This is a genomic window from Methylobacterium iners (assembly GCF_022179305.1).
Classification (GTDB): Bacteria; Pseudomonadota; Alphaproteobacteria; order Rhizobiales; family Beijerinckiaceae; genus Methylobacterium; species Methylobacterium iners.
The window spans coordinates 58,463-72,399 of record NZ_BPQP01000030.1 but is presented as its reverse complement, the minus strand read 5'-3'; the positions used below and the strand labels follow the sequence as shown (position 1 = coordinate 72,399).

Genomic DNA, 13,937 nt, shown 5'->3' with positions numbered 1-13,937 from the left:
CGCGGCCAGACCGGGAACCGGGCTGCTGAAAGGATCTGTGGCGACATGAGCAACCGGATGTGGGGCGGGCGCTTCGCGAGCGGCCCCGCCGAGATCATGGAGGAGATCAACGCCTCCATCGGATTCGACAAGCGCCTCGCGCCCCAGGACATCCGCGGCTCGCTGGCGCATGTCGCGATGCTGGGGCAGGCCGGCATCCTGCCTGCGGGGGATGTGGCCGCGATCGAGAGCGGACTCAAGGCGGTGGCGCAGGAAATCGAGGGCGGCACATTCGCCTTCCGCCGCGAACTCGAGGACATCCACATGTCGGTCGAGAGCCGGTTGACCGAGATCGTCGGTTCCGCGGCCGGACGCCTCCACACGGCGCGTTCCCGCAACGACCAGGTCGCCACCGACATGAAGCTGTGGGTGCGCGACACCCTCGACGGCCTCGACGCGCAGGCCGCCGATCTGCAGCGGGCGCTGGCCGAGAAGGCGCTGGCGCATGCCGGCACCGTGATGCCGGGCTTCACGCACCTGCAATCGGCCCAGCCCGTCACCTTCGGCCATCATTGCCTCGCCTATGTCGAGATGCTGGCGCGCGACCGCGGCCGTTTTCGCGACGCCCGCACCCGCCTGAACGAGTGCCCCTTGGGCGCGGCGGCGCTGGCCGGCACGTCCTTCCCGATCGACCGCCATGCCACCGCGCAGGCGCTCGGCTTCGACCGGCCGACGGCCAATTCCCTCGATTCCGTCGCCGACCGCGACTTCGCCCTCGAAGCGCTCGCCGCCGCCTCGATCTGCGCGGTGCATCTCTCGCGTTTCGCCGAGGAACTGGTCGTCTGGACCTCGGCCCAGTTCGGCTTCGTCAGGCTGTCGGACGGCTACACGACCGGCTCCTCGATTATGCCGCAGAAGCGCAACCCGGATGCGGCCGAGCTGGTCAGGGCCAAGGCCGGCCGCGTGATAGGCGCGCTGACCGGCCTTCTGATCGTGATGAAGGGCCTGCCGCTCGCCTATTCCAAGGACATGCAGGAGGACAAGGAGGGCACCTTCGATGCGCTCCAGGCGCTTTCCCTGTGTCTCGCCGCCATGACGGGCATGGTGCGCGATCTCGAGCCCGTGCCCGAGGTCCTCGCCCGCGCGGCGGGTTCGGGCTACGCCACGGCGACCGACCTCGCCGATTGGCTGGTGCGGGAGCTCGGCCTGCCGTTCCGCGAGGCGCACCACGTCACCGGACGGCTCGTCGGGGCCGCGGCCGCGCGGGGCGTCGGCCTGGAGGATTTGTCGCTGGCGGAGTTGCAGGCGGCCGAACCGCGGATTACCGATGCAATCTACGCGGTATTGGGGGTCGAGAATTCCGTGGCGAGCCGCACGAGCTACGGTGGCACCGCGCCGGCCAACGTCCGAGCCCAGGCGGAAGCGTGGCTCTCCCGTCTTTCGGCAGGCGCGGCCTGAATTTTGTTTGGCGTAAAATCGCGCGGATGCCTCCGCGTTCATGGTCCAGCTAGGTCGAGCCGGTTAAGCTTGGCCGGAGCTTTGGAGATCCCTTCATGCCCCTCGAGAGTTGGATCAGTGAGGAAGAGGCGCCCGCCCTGGCCGCCGAGGCGGTGAGCCAGATCGATGCCGCCTTAAGCCGCCTGGCTCCTGCGGAGCGCGACGCATTCTGGTCGTCCGTGCGCAAGTGCTACAACACGCCGTACAACGACCCGCCCTCCCGTCGCGCCGCGGTCGCGTCGCCGGAGGAAGCGACGGTGTCCCTGGCGGCGATCCCGCTCGGGCCCGCCTTCGCCGTCGAGGCGCATGCCGTCTGACACGACGGATCGTACCTCCGCCGCAATTCCGGCCGGTTCGGGCGTTCGGTAGCGGGAATCAACGCCGCTAGGATCCATCGATGCGCTCCGGTTCTCGTTACGGCCTCCTCCTTGGAGGCCTGATCCTCCTCCTCTGCAACGTCGCACCGGCCAAGCTTTTCGGGCTCACCTCAGCTCTCGCTCAACCGGCTGCGCCTGCCGAGGAGTCCGAGGCACCGTCCAAGCGCCGACGGGGCCGCGAGAAGCCCGACGCGAAGGCGTCCGTTCCCGCGCCCGGGATGCAGCAGGCGAAGCCCGTCGATATCTTCGGGGACTGGAACGTCTTCGCCATGGGGCAGGGCAAGACCCGGGTCTGCTATGCCATCGCCCAGCCGCAGACCCGCTCGCCCAAGACCCTGAAGCGGGACACGGCCTACCTCTTCGTCACCGTCCGCAAAGCCGAGAACGTGCAGAACGAGGTGGCGGTGATGCTGGGCTTTCCGGCCAAGCCGGCGTCCGGGCAGGGCAAGCCCGGACCCGCGGGAAGCCCAGGCTCGGCTGATCCGACGCTCAACCTCGGCAATGCCCGCTACGGCCTCGTCGTGAAGGATGGCAACGCCTGGCTGCAGAACCCGGCGGAGGAGGGGCGGGTCGTCGCCGAGATGGGCCGGACGGCGAAGCTCACGATCAAGGCGGCGTCGATGCGGGGGAACCCGACGACAGACGAATATGCCCTTGCGGGCTTCGCCGAGGCCATGAAGCGCACGCGCGAGGAGTGCAAGTAGCCTCGCCGACCGCGGCGTGGCGCAGACGGCTCGCTGATTTTGTTCCCGGCGCTTAAACAAAAGTTCGTGCTGTGACCGTAGCAGCATTACGCCGCGCCCGAAAATCCGGCATCCTCTGCGCAGGGTGACGTGACCTGCGGCCGGAACACGGCGAAGCCGTATCGAGACCTCCGATGTTCGAAACCATCGCAAGCCTTCTGGAGCGGGGCAGCCTCGCGCCGCACGGCATCTGCCTGCTTTGGCGGCCGGAGCTGATCTGGACGCACGTGATCGCCGATCTCATCATCGGCACGGCGTATTTCTCCATTCCCGTCGCGCTTGGCGTCTTCGTCACCCGACGCCGCGACGTCGCCTTCGGCTGGATCTTCTGGGCCTTCGCGATCTTCATCCTCGCTTGTGGCACGACCCATTTCTTCTCGATCTGGACCCTCTGGGTGCCGGATTACGGGGCCGAGGCGCTCGTGAAGGCGGCGACGGCGATCGTGTCGCTCGCGACGGCGATCCTGTTGTGGCCGCTCCTGCCCAGGCTTCTGGCACTGCCGTCGCCGGAGCAACTCCGCCAGGCCAATGCTGAACTGGTGGCCAGGATTCAGGAACGCGACGAGGCTCTCGAGGCTCTCCGGCAGGCCAATGCGGAGAGGGACCGCGCCGAGGAGATGTTGCGCCAGACCCAGAAGATGGACGCCATCGGTGCGCTGACCGGAGGCGTCGCTCACGACTTCAACAATCTTCTCGGCGTCGTGATCGCCAACCTCGACCGTGTTGATCGCGCGGTGCCGGATGACAGCCGGGTGAAGCGGTCCGTGCAGAATGCGGTGAGCGGAGCCGAGCGCGCCGCGGGCCTCGTCCAGAAGATGCTGGCCTTCGCCCGGCGGCAGCCGCTGCAGGCGTCGCGCGTCGAGCCGAACCGGCTGATCGGGGATCTCTCCGAGCTCTTGCGCGGCGCGCTGGGTGGCGGGACCTCCCCGCGGATGGACTTGGCAGACGATCTCTGGGCGGTGTCGGTCGATGCGAACCAGCTCGAGAGCGTTCTTCTCAACCTTGCCGTCAACGCCCGCGACGCGATGCCGAACGGCGGGACGCTCACCATACGAACCCAGAACCTGCCGGCCGCCGAGGCCGCCGCAATCCCGGAGCTTCCGGCCTTCGACCACGTCGCCATTGAGGTCGTGGACACCGGTTGCGGCATGAGCGAGACCGTCGCGGCGCGCGCCTTCGAACCCTTCTTCACGACGAAGGCCGTCGGGCAGGGCACGGGACTCGGCCTCAGCCAAGTCTTCGGTTTCGCGAAGCAATCCGGCGGCCACGTGACCCTCGCGAGCACCGTGGGCACTGGGACCACCGTACGGCTCTACCTGCCGCGCTATCGTGAGGAACCTAAGCGCGATGCCGCTCCCGCCGGCGCGACCCTCAACGACATTGCCGCGCGCATCATGCCGAGCCCTCAGCTCGCATCGGCAAGGCTTTCCATCGCATGAGCGAGAACCCAGCCTTGCATATTCTCATGGTAGAGGACGAGGCCCTGCTCCTCGAAGTGATTACGGCCGATCTCGAGGATGCAGGATTCGCCGTCACGCAGGCGCCGAACGCCGAGACGGCCCTCGAGTTTCTGAAGGAGGGCGTCGCGGTGGACCTCCTCTTCACAGATATCCGCCTTCCCGGCGAGATGGACGGCTGGCAGCTCGCCGAGGTCGCGCGGACGATGCGGCCCGGCCTTCCCATCATCTACGCCACCGGCTTCACGCAGACGCCGCCGCGCATCGGCGCGGGCAGCTTGTTCTTCACCAAGCCCTACCGCGCCTCAGCCATCGTGAAGGCGATCAACGAGCTGGCCGCCCGCCCCCTCTGAAGAGGCGGGCAGCCGCTTCTCTCAGGCGGCAGCGAGCGCGAAGGAGAGGGATTCCTTCTTCATGAGCTCGCGGTAGAAGCCGTCGAGGTGGGTGAGCTTGTCCGGCGAGCCATCCTGGATGATCCGGCCGCCCTCCAACACGACGATCCGGTCGAAGTCCTTCAACGTCGACAGCCGATGTGCGATCGCGATGACGGTACGGCCCTTCATCAGATTGGCGAGCGCGTGACGGATCGCCTCCTCCGACTCCGCGTCGAGGGCCGAGGTTGCCTCGTCGAGCAGCAGGATTGGGGAGTCCTTCAGGATCGCACGCGCGATGGCGATGCGCTGGCGCTGACCGCCCGACAGCTTCACGCCGCGGTCGCCGACGATGGTGTCGAAGCCCTCGGGCAGGGCGTCGATGAAGTCGGTGCAGTGGGCCGCCGCGGCGGCCTTCCATACATCCTCGTCGGATGCGTCGGGCCGGCCGTAACGGATGTTCTCGCGCAGCGTTCGATGGAACATCGACACGTCCTGGGGCACCACCGTGATGGCCTCGCGAAGAGACTCCTGGGTGACCCGGTTGATCTCCTGGCCATTGATCAGGATGCGGCCGTCCTGCACCTCGTAGAAGCGCTGGAGCAGCGAGAAGATCGTCGACTTGCCGCCGCCCGACTTGCCGACGAGGCCGATGCGCTGACCCGGCTCGATCCGAAGATCGAAATCCGTGAAGACGGCGCGACCGTCGGGATAGGCGAAGGCGACGTGGTCGAAGGTGATCTCGGCGCCGGTGCCGGCCAGCGGCACGGCCTCGGGGTGATCCGTGAGATCGTGGGGCTGCAGCAGGGTGTGCAGGGCCTCGGAGAGACGTGCCGTGTGCTGGGTGGCATCGACCAGCGCCACCGCGAGGTCGCGCGTCGCCGCGAGGATGCGGATGCCCAGCGTGCAGACGAGGACGACCTCGCCGTTCGTGGCCTGACCCGCCTCCCACAGGGTGATCGCCCAGTAGAGCAGGCCCAGAACGGCGAGCACGGTGAGGATGGCGTGAACGATGCGTAGCTTCTCCAGGTAGAGAAGCGAGGAGCGGCGAGAGCGCATCTCGACGCCGATCGTTCCGTCGAAGCGCTTGTACTCGCGCTTGAAGGCCGAGAAGGCGCGGACCAGCGGCATGTTGCCGACCAAATCCACCATCTCGCCGTCGACGCTCGCGGCCTTGGCGGCGAAGTCGTGATGGAGCGGCTTGCCGGCCGCGGCCATCTTGAACATCAGCACGACCACGGCGCCGAAGATGGCGGCAAGCACCAGGGCCATCGTGAGGCTGACGGTGGCGATGTAGAGGATCGAGCCGAAGGCCGCGACGCAGGGCGGCATCACGTTGAACACGAACATGTTCTCGACCGTGAAGATCGCGTTCGACGTTGCGGTGATGCGAGAGGCCAGCGTGCCCGGCTGACGATCGGCGAAGAAGGAGGGCGAGTGTCCGGTCATGTGCCGGAACAGGTCGCGACGGATGTCGCCGGTCACGCCGACGAAGGTGAAGGAGCCCACGAGGCTCGCGACCCGCCAGAGCATGTTGTCGGCCGCGATGAAGGCGACCAGGATCGCAAGCGCCCCCCAGATGATCCCCGCATCGGGTCCCTTGCTCAGCGCGTCGACGACGCCCTTGAGCGCGTAATCCGTCGACACGGAGAAGAAGACCGCGCCGAGCACGGACAGCAGGATGACCGCGTGCGGGAGCGCGCGCCGCCTCAGATACCGCCCGACGAAGGCGAATGGCCTGTCGGCGTAGACGCAGAGATCTTCCATCTCGGTGGATATCCCGGTTCTTCTGGTCAATTCCGGCCCTGACGCGTCCATGCAATCAGTACGCACGTCATCGCGAGCCCTTGAACCGCAACGCGAAGCGCGTCCAAGTGTTGCAGGTCGCCGCCAAGCTCGCGCTCTTATATCTTTCGAACATGAACGGCAGTTGAGCGATAAGCGAAATCGGTGCCGTATCAGGGCAGCGGGACCGAATGGATCAAGCCTATCGCCGGGGACGCGATGCCCGCCGTACGGTCCTCGTAGGGACCGAACTACAGCCGCACGCCTCCCCGCAATCACCACTTGCGATCAACATGAAACGTTGAACCGTCTACCGGAAACAAGAACGGCGGCCGATGGGCCGCCGTTCTCGCGATCTGCGTAGGGAGCAGGTCAGACGTCGATCAATCGTCGACTTGTACGCTCTGCGCCTCGCGGCCCTTCTGGCCCTCGACAACACCGAGGACGACCTGCTGGCCTTCGGCGAGTGAGTCCAAGCCCGCACGAGACAGGGCGGAGCGATGCACGAACACGTCCTTGCCGCCGTCATTGACCGACACGAAGCCGAACCCCTTGGCGGGATCGTACCACTTCACGGTTCCGGTCATCTCCGTGGAGGGCCCGCTCGCGAAGCGTCCGCCGCCACCGCCGCCCGAAGGTGCGCCGTAGCCCCCACCACCGCCGCCGCCGTAGCGGTCGCCGCCGAAGCCGCCCGTGCGCGGCGGACGGACGTCACGCCGCGGCGGAGCCGCCTCAGCCGTCGAGGTATCGACGCTGGTGACATCCGTCACCTGCGGGCCCTTCTGACCTTGGGCGGTATGGACCGTCAGGCGCGTACCAGGGAGCAGATCGGCATGACCGGCCGCCTCAACGGCGCGGATGTGGAGGAAGGCGTCACCCGAACCGTCAGCCAGCTCGACGAAGCCGAAGCCCTTCTCCTTGTTGAACCACTTGACCGTCGCATCGCGCTCCGGACCCGTGGGAACAGCAGCCGCGCGGGCCACGCCGCCGTAACCACCACCGAATCCGCCGGCACCGCCGCCATAACCGCCGCTGGGAGGAGCCTGGTCCGGCCAGCGCGGCTCGGCCCCACCCTCATCGAAGCCGCGCTTCTGCGGCCCCCTAAAATCCCGACCACGTCCCATAGAAAGCTCGCCAAAAACCGTCCGCCGACCATTCTTTCGAATATTGCGTGCGTGCCGTCCCAGACAGCCCACGCCGCGCACTACCATGACTCTCGGCAGCGGTAACCGAGAATGACGCCTCAGTCCTGACTGAATCCTCTGCTGATCGCAAGATGCATCTGCCCATTCCGGCTCCGCTTGGGGCACTTTCCTGCGGCGAACTGCGTATTTCCGACCTTCTTTGCCGGCTGTCGCCGCGCCGACGCCAATCACCAGACGCCGCATCGAATCACGTTAGGAAAGCGGAAAAGGTCCCCGGTCTAGCCTGACGGCACGGGTAGCCGCAGGACACGCGCGGACGATGATCGCAACACCGACTTTCCCGGACCTCTCGGCCCTCGTGGTCGACGAGAGCCTCTACATCCGCCGGATCGTGCGGGACATGCTGATGCGCGTCGGCATCAAGCGCGTGCTGGAGGCGCCCGACGGCGCGGAGGCGCTCGGCGTGCTCGCTGAGAGCAAGCCCGATCTCACCATCATCGATTGGGACCTGGCCATCCTCTCGGGCGAGGAGTTCATCCGCCTGGCCCGCACCCCGATGACCTCTCCGTCGCCGACCGTTCCGATCATCCTGATGCTGGCCCAGCCGCGCAGGAACGTCGTCGACCGGGCAATCTCGATCGGGGTCAACGAGATCATCGCCAAGCCCTTCTCGCCCAAGACCCTGTGGTCGCGCCTCGACGAGGTCATAAATCGGCCGCGCCCCTTCTCGCAGGTGAAGAGCCTGCTTCGCCCGGTGCCGCGGATGCTGGCCGGCAGCAAGTCGGGCGCCTGACCTCGGCCGAGAACCGCCCCGCGCGCTCGGAAGCCTTTGCACTTGTGCGCAAGCCCTGTAGGCTCCGGCTCGAATGATGGCCGGGCTGCTCGCCGGGGCCACGACAGGGGATTTCGGCACCGGCGATGAGGGACGAGAGCGCCGCGACGATCCCGGCACCGCCCGCCGCCGGCCAGACACCGCCACGCGTGGCCTCCGTGACGGAGACGTATCCTCCGGCTCGCACGAACCGGCGCAACGCCTACGCGGCCCTCGACCTCGGCACCAACAATTGCCGCCTGCTCGTCGCGGAGCCCGCCTCCCACGGCTTCCGCGTGGTCGACGCCTTCTCGCGCATCGTGCGCCTGGGCGAGGGCCTGGGAACGGCGGACCGCCTCAGCGAGGCCGCCATCGCGCGGACCATCGAGGCCCTGCGCATCTGCCGCGCCAAGATGCAGGCCCGCGGCGTGGTGCGCGCCAAGATCATCGCGACCGAGGCCTGCCGCCTCGCCGTGAACGGCGCCGAGTTCGTCGATCGCGTCCAGAGGGAGGTCGGCCTCGACCTCGAGATCGTCGATCGCCAGACCGAGGCCTACCTCGCCGTCACCGGTTGCGCGGCGCTTGCCGACCCCTACGCCGAATCCGTCGTAATCTTCGACATCGGCGGCGGCTCCACCGAGATCGCCTGGCTCGACGGGTCGGCGACCAATCCGTCCGCCGACCCCACCCAGCGCATCCGGGCCTGGGATTCGCTGCCCGTCGGCGTGGTGACGCTCGCCGAGCGCCACGGCGGCTGCGAGGTCACGCGGCTGATGTTCGAGGGCATGGTGGAGGAGGTGGCCGAGCTCCTGGCCCGCTTCGCCATCCGGGCGGCGCCCGCCGCCACGGCGCGGCACTTCCACCTGCTCGGCACCTCCGGCACCGTCACGACGCTGGCCGCCATGCACCTGCGCCTCGCCCGCTACGAGCGGCGGCGCGTCGACGGTCTCTGGATGAGCGACGGCGAGGTCTCCGACGCGATCGACGACCTCCTCGACACCCGCCTCGACCAGCGGGCCGACAATCCCTGCATCGGCCGTGACCGGGCCGACCTCGTTCTCGCGGGCTGCGCCATCCTGGAGGCGATCCGCCGAGCGTTTCCGTCGGAGCGCCTGCGGATCGCCGACCGGGGCCTGCGCGAGGGCCTCTTGATGAACATGATGCGCGAGGACGGGGTCTGGCGCCGCGGCGGCTACCGTTGACCGACCGGCGTGGCGCCAGCGGCGGCCTGCGGGGCGATCTCAAGCAGCGGGTGAAGACGGGGCGGGGCCGCACCGCCTCCCAGAAGCGCTGGCTGGAGCGCCAGCTCAACGATCCCTACGTCGCCAGGGCGAAGCGCGAGGGCTACCGCTCCCGCGCGGCCTTCAAGCTCACCGAGATCGACGAGCGTTTCAAGCTGCTCAGGCCCGGCCAGCGCGTCGTCGATCTCGGCGCGGCCCCCGGCGGCTGGTCGCAGGTCGCGGCCAAGGTCGTCGGCCCGAGCGGCCGTGTCGTCGGCATCGACCTCCTCGAGATCGAGCCGATGGCGGGGGTGGAGTTCGTCACCCTGGACTTCCTCGATCCCGAAGCGCCGGGGATCCTGACCGGGCTTCTCGGAGGACTGGCCGACCTCATCCTGTCCGACATGGCCGCCAACACCACCGGCCACAAGCAGACGGACCACCTTCGCATTATCGGACTCGCGGAGACCGCCGCCGCCTTCGCCCGTGAGATCCTGGCACCGGGTGGCGCCTATCTCGCCAAGGTCTTCCAGGGTGGCACCGAAGGCACGCTGCTCGCCGAGCTCAAGCGCGACTTCGAGGTGGTCCGCCACGTGAAGCCGAATGCGAGCCGGGCGGATTCGAGCGAGCTCTACGTGCTCGCGACGGGGTTTCGGGGACAGGCGGGTGGAGGGGCGTAGGACGGTTCAGACGCCTGATCGTCACGCGATCTCACGTTCGACCCGGATCGCCCTCGCGTGCCTGGGCCGCCTCGGTCCCGGCTTAGATCCGGCACGCACCGTCCAGCGCATTGTTCTCAGCCGCCGTGAACAGCCGCGAGCGGATCAGGAAGCGCTTGTCGCGGCCGTTCTCCAGGGAGAACATGCCGCCGCGGCCCGGCACCACGTCGAGGATGAGGTGGGTGTGCTTCCAGACCTCGAACTGCGGCCGGCTGATCCAGAAATCGGCGCCCGCCACCTGGCCGAGATGCACGTCGCTGTCGCCGGTGAGGAATTCGCCGACCGGATAGCACATCGGGGATGAGCCGTCGCAGCAGCCGCCCGATTGATGGAACATCACCGGGCCGTGGTCGGCCCGCAGTTCCTCGATGAGGGCCAGCGCGGCGGGCGTCGCGGTCACGCGCAGCGGCGTGCCGTCGACGCCGGCCTGATCGGCGGTGACGGGATCGATCGTTGTGGCAGGGCCGGTCATGGCGGTTCAGCTCCCGTTCCTTCACCCCCGCAGGGCGTTCACGCTCATGTGGCGCGCCGGACCTCGACAAAAAACCCCGGCCTTTCGGCCGGGGCGAGGTGGTCTCGAACACTGGGCCTAGAAGAAGCCGAGCTTGTTGGGCGAGTAGCTCACCAGCATGTTCTTCGTCTGTTGGTAGTGGTCGAGCATCATCTTGTGGTTCTCGCGCCCGATGCCGGACTGCTTGTAGCCGCCGAAGGCCGCGTGGGCCGGATAGGCGTGGTAGCAGTTCGTCCAGACGCGGCCGGCTTGGATCGCACGGCCGAAGCGGTAGGCGCGGGTCCCGTCGCGGGTCCAGACGCCGGCCCCTAAGCCGTAGAGGGTGTCGTTGGCGATCGAGAGCGCGTCGGCATCGTCCTTGAAGGTCGTGACCGAAAGCACCGGCCCGAAGATCTCCTCCTGGAAGATCCGCATCCGGTTGTGGCCCTGGAACACGGTCGGCTTCACGTAGAAGCCCTCCGCGAACTCGCCGTCGAGAGTGTTGCGCTCACCGCCGGTGAGGACCTTGGCGCCTTCCTGCTTGCCGATGTCGATGTAGCTCAGGATCTTCTCGAGCTGCTCGCTCGAGGCCTGGGCGCCGATCATGGTCGCGGGGTCGAGGGGCGAGCCCTGGACCACGGCCTCGACCCGCTTGATCGCCCGCTCCATAAAGCGGTCGTAGATCGACTCATGCACGAGCGCGCGGCTCGGGCAGGTGCAGACCTCGCCCTGGTTGAGGGCGAACATCGTGAAGCCTTCGAGCGCCTTGTCGAAGAAGGCGTCGTCCTCGTTCATGACGTCGGCGAAGAAGATGTTGGGCGACTTGCCGCCGAGCTCCAGCGTCACCGGGATCAGGTTCTGCGAGGCGTATTGCATGATCAGCCGGCCCGTCGTCGTCTCGCCGGTGAAGGCGATCTTGGCGATGCGCGGCGAGGAGGCCAGCGGCTTGCCGCATTCGAGGCCGAAGCCGTTGACGATGTTGACGGTGCCGGGCGGCAGCAGGTCGCCGATCAGCTCCATCACGACGAGGATCGAGGCGGGCGTCTGCTCGGCGGGCTTGAGCACGACGCAGTTGCCGGCCGCGAGCGCGGGGGCGAGCTTCCACACCGCCATCAGGATCGGGAAGTTCCACGGGATGATCTGGCCGACGACGCCGAGCGGCTCGTGGAAGTGGTAGGCGATCGTGTCGTGGTCGATCTCGGAGATGGCGCCTTCCTGGGCGCGGACGCAGCCCGCGAAGTAGCGGAAATGGTCGATGGCGAGCGGGATGTCGGCGTGGGTCGTCTCGCGGATCGGCTTGCCGTTGTCCCAGGTCTCGGCGCGGGCGATGAGGTCGAGGTTCTCCTCCATGCGGTCGGCGATCCGGTTGAGGATCAGCGCGCGCTCGGTGGCGGAGGTGCGGCCCCAGGCCTCCTTGGCGGCATGGGCGGCGTCGAGGGCCTTGTCGACGTCCTGCGCGTCGGAGCGGGCGACCTCGCAGATGACGCGGCCGGTGACCGGGGAGGTGTTCTCGAAGTAGCGGCCGTTCACCGGTGCGACCCACTGGCCGCCGATGAAGTTGTCGTAGCGGGCCGAGAACGGCGCCTTGTTGGACGAGCTCAAGAATTCCGGCTTGTTCATCGCGTATCCTCCTGATTCTTATTCGTGGCGGCAGCGGATGGCAGGCGGCCGGTCAAATCAAGGTGGACTTTTGGCCTAACCAGCGTGCCGTGCCTGCCCATCCTAGTCCTGAACATGGGCGCTGGCGATCCCGAGGCAGGCTCATCGCGTCGGTTCGGCAGCTCGGCGAGGGATGGCATGTCGGGGAACGAGACGTGCCGTGAGGCGCCTGGAGGCGCGCTCGTCGATCCTCGGCCCGGTGCGGTCGCGGCCGTCCCTGCGGAGCCAGATTCCGGTTGGACGGCCGTCGGGCTCGACGTCGAGGACGAGGCGGGTTCCAACTTCGGTCCTGAACACGCGGTCGCTCTCGGGCGTCAGGGCGAGCGGCGGGTCGTCGCCGAGCCGCATGACGAGCCGCCCTTCGCTCAGAGCGAGCGCGAGGATGGTGCGGGCGCCGAGGCGATAGAACCCGACGTAGCGGGCCAGAACGTATTCCGCGATCGCGATGTCCGATCGCGCAGGCTCCCCGAAGTAGAGCGCCGCGAGCCCCCGGGACATGGCCTGGGCGGGCGCGGTCTCGGTGTTCGACAGGACCGCGATGGTGAGGCCGGCGTCGGGATAGGAATCCTTGATCGCCACGAAGCCGGGGACGGCTCCTCCGTGCGACCACAGCCTCCGGCCATAGGCGGTCCCGACATACAGGCCGAGCCCGTATCCGTAGCCGTAATCCGAGACCATCGCGGCCTGGGACGCGGTCGACATCACCCGACCCGAGACGAGCGCACGGTCCCAGGCGACGAGCTCGTCGACGCTCGCCACGAGATCGCCGGCACCCGCCGCGACGCCGGCCGCGAGTGGCGGCGCGTTGCGCCAGGCTCCGCGGGCATGAGCATAGCCCGTGGCACGGCGCGGCACGATCGAGCCGGGATCGCCGTCGGTGATGCCGCCGAGGCCGAGCGGGCCGAGGATCGCGTCGCCCAGGTAGCGCGCCGCGCTGAGGCCGGTGACCCGCTCCACGAGGCTCGCGAGCAGGACGTAGCCGGTGTTGCTGTACTCGTGCCCGGCTCCGGGCGGGAACAGCACCGCCGCCCGCTCCAGCAAGGCCACGACGGCCCGGGGCGTGCGGTCGATCCGCGAGATGACCGAGGGGTAATCCGGCAGGGCCGTGAGGTTGGGGATGCCGGACGAATGGTTCAGGAGCATCCGCGCGGTCACCCCCGACCAGGCGTCGGGAAGGTCCGGCATGCACTCGGAAACGGGCCGGTCGAGGCGAAGGCGTCCCTCGTCGACGAGCCTGAGGATCGCCGCGGCCGTGAACTGCTTGGTGATCGAGCCGATCCGGAACCGCGTCTCAGGCATGTTCGGAACCGCCCATTCCCGATCGGCGAGGCCGTAGGCGCGACGAAACAACGGGCGGCCGCCTTCCGCGACGATCACGGCACCCGAGAAGAGCCCGCTCTCGGCATAGGTTTCGACGAAGGCCGCGGCCCGGTCCGGGAAGTCCGGTTCCGCCGCGCGAGCACGTCCCGAGACAAACAGGCTCGGGAGGGCGAGCGCGCCTCCGGCAAGAAGCGCGGCGACGTCGCGGCGTGAGGGTCCTGGGCGTGCGGCGTCGCACGCGGCGGCATCGCCGCCCGGCGATCGTGGATCTGCCATGCGCGCCACCCGATTGCCAACCCAACCGCCGAGGCTCAGCAACCGTTTCGTCTTCCCAACCCCCGAGGATCCGCCGCGGTGACGCCAG

Annotated in this window: 13 protein-coding genes; 8 read left to right on the top strand and 5 right to left on the bottom strand. The window is 68.2% G+C overall.

Annotated elements, in window-relative coordinates; genetic code table 11:
• Nucleotides 1-45: 45 nt before the first annotated feature.
• The 5 genes from argH (at nucleotide 46) to MFF55_RS10540 (ending at nucleotide 4,406) form a co-directional block, all read left to right on the top strand.
• The gene (argH, locus tag MFF55_RS10560; protein ID WP_238244044.1) at nucleotides 46-1,437 is read left to right on the top strand and encodes an argininosuccinate lyase; all 1,392 of its coding nucleotides are present in this window, start codon (nucleotides 46-48) and stop codon (nucleotides 1,435-1,437) included.
• Nucleotides 1,438-1,532: 95 nt separating this feature from the next.
• A complete protein-coding gene (locus tag MFF55_RS10555; protein ID WP_238244043.1) occupies nucleotides 1,533-1,793 on the top strand; it encodes a hypothetical protein in 261 nt (86 codons plus the stop codon).
• Between the two features lie 80 nt (nucleotides 1,794-1,873).
• Nucleotides 1,874-2,557: an invasion associated locus B family protein gene (locus MFF55_RS10550; protein ID WP_238244042.1), complete on the top strand. Its 684-nt coding sequence runs from the start codon at nucleotides 1,874-1,876 to the stop codon at nucleotides 2,555-2,557.
• A gap of 173 nt (nucleotides 2,558-2,730) precedes the next feature.
• Nucleotides 2,731-4,035 carry an ATP-binding protein gene (locus MFF55_RS10545; RefSeq protein ID WP_238244041.1) on the top strand — a complete coding sequence of 435 codons (1,305 nt, stop codon included), beginning with the start codon at nucleotides 2,731-2,733 and terminating at the stop codon, nucleotides 4,033-4,035.
• 14 nt (nucleotides 4,036-4,049) lie between these two features.
• Complete coding sequence (locus MFF55_RS10540; RefSeq protein WP_238244040.1) at nucleotides 4,050-4,406, top strand: response regulator; 357 nt, start codon at nucleotides 4,050-4,052, stop codon at nucleotides 4,404-4,406.
• Between the two features lie 21 nt (nucleotides 4,407-4,427).
• Here MFF55_RS10540 and MFF55_RS10535 read toward each other — a convergent pair whose 3' ends face one another.
• Both MFF55_RS10535 and MFF55_RS26785 read right to left on the bottom strand, forming a co-directional pair.
• Nucleotides 4,428-6,191 (bottom strand): ABC transporter ATP-binding protein, encoded by a 1,764-nt coding sequence (locus tag MFF55_RS10535; protein WP_238244039.1) that lies wholly within the window; start codon nucleotides 6,189-6,191, stop codon nucleotides 4,428-4,430.
• Between the two features lie 401 nt (nucleotides 6,192-6,592).
• Complete coding sequence (locus tag MFF55_RS26785) at nucleotides 6,593-7,333, bottom strand: cold-shock protein (protein ID WP_283206725.1); 741 nt, start codon at nucleotides 7,331-7,333, stop codon at nucleotides 6,593-6,595.
• A 340-nt stretch (nucleotides 7,334-7,673) separates the two neighbouring features.
• Between MFF55_RS26785 and MFF55_RS10520 the strand changes: the two genes are divergently transcribed.
• The 3 genes from MFF55_RS10520 (at nucleotide 7,674) to MFF55_RS10510 (ending at nucleotide 10,065) form a co-directional block, all read left to right on the top strand.
• The gene (locus tag MFF55_RS10520; protein ID WP_238244038.1) at nucleotides 7,674-8,147 is read left to right on the top strand and encodes a response regulator; all 474 of its coding nucleotides are present in this window, start codon (nucleotides 7,674-7,676) and stop codon (nucleotides 8,145-8,147) included.
• A 125-nt stretch (nucleotides 8,148-8,272) separates the two neighbouring features.
• Nucleotides 8,273-9,367 carry a Ppx/GppA phosphatase family protein gene (locus tag MFF55_RS10515; protein WP_238244037.1) on the top strand — a complete coding sequence of 365 codons (1,095 nt, stop codon included), beginning with the start codon at nucleotides 8,273-8,275 and terminating at the stop codon, nucleotides 9,365-9,367.
• Nucleotides 9,364-10,065: an RlmE family RNA methyltransferase gene (locus MFF55_RS10510; protein WP_238244036.1), complete on the top strand. Its 702-nt coding sequence runs from the start codon at nucleotides 9,364-9,366 to the stop codon at nucleotides 10,063-10,065. Before MFF55_RS10515 ends, MFF55_RS10510 begins: the two co-directional genes overlap by 4 nt.
• 82 nt (nucleotides 10,066-10,147) lie before the next feature.
• On the opposite strand, the gene MFF55_RS10505 is transcribed toward MFF55_RS10510, so the two are convergent.
• From MFF55_RS10505 to MFF55_RS10495, 3 genes are all read right to left on the bottom strand, one after another.
• Complete coding sequence (locus tag MFF55_RS10505; protein ID WP_238244035.1) at nucleotides 10,148-10,576, bottom strand: DUF779 domain-containing protein; 429 nt, start codon at nucleotides 10,574-10,576, stop codon at nucleotides 10,148-10,150.
• A 117-nt stretch (nucleotides 10,577-10,693) separates the two neighbouring features.
• Nucleotides 10,694-12,214 (bottom strand): aldehyde dehydrogenase, encoded by a 1,521-nt coding sequence (gene adh / locus MFF55_RS10500; RefSeq protein WP_238244034.1) that lies wholly within the window; start codon nucleotides 12,212-12,214, stop codon nucleotides 10,694-10,696.
• A 141-nt stretch (nucleotides 12,215-12,355) separates the two neighbouring features.
• Complete coding sequence (locus tag MFF55_RS10495; RefSeq protein ID WP_238244033.1) at nucleotides 12,356-13,849, bottom strand: serine hydrolase domain-containing protein; 1,494 nt, start codon at nucleotides 13,847-13,849, stop codon at nucleotides 12,356-12,358.
• Nucleotides 13,850-13,937 lie beyond the last annotated feature (88 nt).

Bases quoted from the DNA above. Each gene is read 5' to 3' on its own strand.
- MFF55_RS10515 (WP_238244037.1), top strand. From the start codon at position 8,273: ATGAGGGACGAGAGCGCCGCGACGATCCCGGCACCGCCCGCCGCCGGC.
- MFF55_RS10550 (WP_238244042.1), top strand. From the start codon at position 1,874: ATGCGCTCCGGTTCTCGTTACGGCCTCCTCCTTGGAGGCCTGATCCTC.
- MFF55_RS10495 (WP_238244033.1), bottom strand. From the start codon at position 13,849: ATGGCAGATCCACGATCGCCGGGCGGCGATGCCGCCGCGTGCGACGCC.
- MFF55_RS10505 (WP_238244035.1), bottom strand. From the start codon at position 10,576: ATGACCGGCCCTGCCACAACGATCGATCCCGTCACCGCCGATCAGGCC.
- adh (WP_238244034.1), bottom strand. From the start codon at position 12,214: ATGAACAAGCCGGAATTCTTGAGCTCGTCCAACAAGGCGCCGTTCTCG.
- argH (WP_238244044.1), top strand. From the start codon at position 46: ATGAGCAACCGGATGTGGGGCGGGCGCTTCGCGAGCGGCCCCGCCGAG.
- MFF55_RS10555 (WP_238244043.1), top strand. From the start codon at position 1,533: ATGCCCCTCGAGAGTTGGATCAGTGAGGAAGAGGCGCCCGCCCTGGCC.
- MFF55_RS10535 (WP_238244039.1), bottom strand. From the start codon at position 6,191: ATGGAAGATCTCTGCGTCTACGCCGACAGGCCATTCGCCTTCGTCGGG.
- MFF55_RS10520 (WP_238244038.1), top strand. From the start codon at position 7,674: ATGATCGCAACACCGACTTTCCCGGACCTCTCGGCCCTCGTGGTCGAC.
- MFF55_RS26785 (WP_283206725.1), bottom strand. From the start codon at position 7,333: ATGGGACGTGGTCGGGATTTTAGGGGGCCGCAGAAGCGCGGCTTCGAT.
- MFF55_RS10545 (WP_238244041.1), top strand. From the start codon at position 2,731: ATGTTCGAAACCATCGCAAGCCTTCTGGAGCGGGGCAGCCTCGCGCCG.